This is a genomic window from Bacillus marasmi, assembly GCF_902168435.1.
Lineage (GTDB): Bacteria > Bacillota > Bacilli > Bacillales > Cytobacillaceae > Bacillus_BU > Bacillus_BU marasmi.
In genome coordinates, this window is the sequence record NZ_LR656203.1 from 1 (window position 1) to 1,780 (window position 1,780).

At 42.2% G+C, this 1,780-nt stretch carries 1 protein-coding gene; it reads left to right on the plus strand.

All coding sequences use genetic code 11. The features are described from left to right. Nucleotides 1-123: 123 nt before the first annotated feature. Nucleotides 124-1,401: an IS110 family RNA-guided transposase gene (locus tag FXW34_RS22715; RefSeq protein WP_147536292.1), complete on the plus strand. Its 1,278-nt coding sequence runs from the start codon at nt 124-126 to the stop codon at nt 1,399-1,401. Nucleotides 1,402-1,780 lie beyond the last annotated feature (379 nt).

Here is a 1,780-nt window from a genome sequence, read left to right on the forward strand (position 1 = left end):
TAGGAGCATTCCTGTTAGAAGGATTTTCGGGGACTTGAACAACAAAGAGCCCTCTTGGTATGATACGGGGTGTCAAAATCTGCAGAAATTGACCCCTAATTTGTAACCAAGGAGGACTCCATAATGGATTTTATACAAAATCAAAAGATTAATCAAGTCACCGAAAAAACGCTTGTCATTGGTATCGATATTGCAAAACGTACACATTACGCATGCTTTGTAGATGATCGAGGACGAGTGCTCCAAAAATCTTTCTCAGTTTCACAATCCAGAGATGGCTTTGAACTTTTCTACAAACGGATTTTGGTAGCTATGAAAGAATCCGAGAAAACGGAAGTCATTGTTGGAATCGAACCTACGGGCCATTATTGGCTCAATTTAGCCTATTTTCTTCAAGAACGAGGTATTCCACTTGTCATGACTAATCCTATGCATGTCAAGCGCTCAAAGGAGCTAGATGATAATCTACCTACCAAACACGACCGTAAGGATGCCCTTGTAATCGCTAGACTCGTTAAAGATGGACGTTTCAGCTACCCGCGTATTTTGAAAGACATGGAAGCTGAACTCCGTGTTGGATCAACGTTTCGAGAAAAGTTAGTTGAGGAATTCGGTGGTGTTAAAAACATGATGATTCGTTGGCTAGACCGCTATTTTCCTGAATTTACACAAGTATTTCCGAAGTTCGGAAAAATGGCATTGGCTGCACTCGAATGCACCCCATTCCCAAGCGACCTACATCAAAAACAGGTTGATGAACTACTTGTATTATTCAAAAAAGTTGAGGGGATGAAATCTCCTCAGAAGCCGAAAGCGAAGCGTCTAATTGAAGTCGCAGCTACCTCTATCGGCCTAACAGAAGGACGTGAGATGGCCCGTTTTGAAATCGCCACACTCGTCAGTCGTTACAATCAGTTAGAACAAGAAATTAAAAGCATTACACAACAGTTAGTAGAACTAGTTAAAACATCTGTGGAATACGAATGGCTCACAACGGTCCCAGGACTGGGAGATACAACAATTGTCGACCTTTTAGCTGAGATTGGAAGCTTCTCACACTATGATGATCCACGCCAAATTATTAAGCTTGCGGGATTAACGTTACGTGAAAACTCATCCGGTCTGCACAAAGGTCAAAAACGTATATCCAAACGTGGTAGAAGAAAACTGCGAGCCCTCCTTTTCCGAGTGATGATGCCAATGATTCGCCACAATGAAGCCTTTAGAAAGCTACATGAGTATTACACTAACCGCCAGGTTAATCCGTTACGCAAGAAGCAATCCATTGTGGTTCTATGCGGTAAGCTATTAAAAGTATTACACGGAATTAGCACCAAGCACAAAGCGTTTGACGCACAGCGAATGATGAAGGATATTCCTAGTCTCGCAGAGGCTATGTAAGTTCTACATCCCCTTGATAGACCTAGACAACAGGATGACACGGAGAAGCTGGCACTATTTTTTCCATACGACCTCGAGTCCCTATAGGAGCTTCGCTAGCCTCTGCCTTATGACTAGACCGAACGAAGGAATGTAGGCACATAGATGCCCAGAGACATGGGAGGGTACGTCATCATAAGCTACGCAGAGATCCATTGTGCATCACATAATTCCATAACACTACTTACCAGTTTTTACTAGTGTGACCGCGTAGCGTACCCATGTATTGGAATAGATTCACATAATATGAAAATACTGTAGTAATATTTGTCGAATAATATTTTTTTGATGCACTACCAATGGCTCAAACCGTTGGTACATCAACATTTATAGAGGGAGG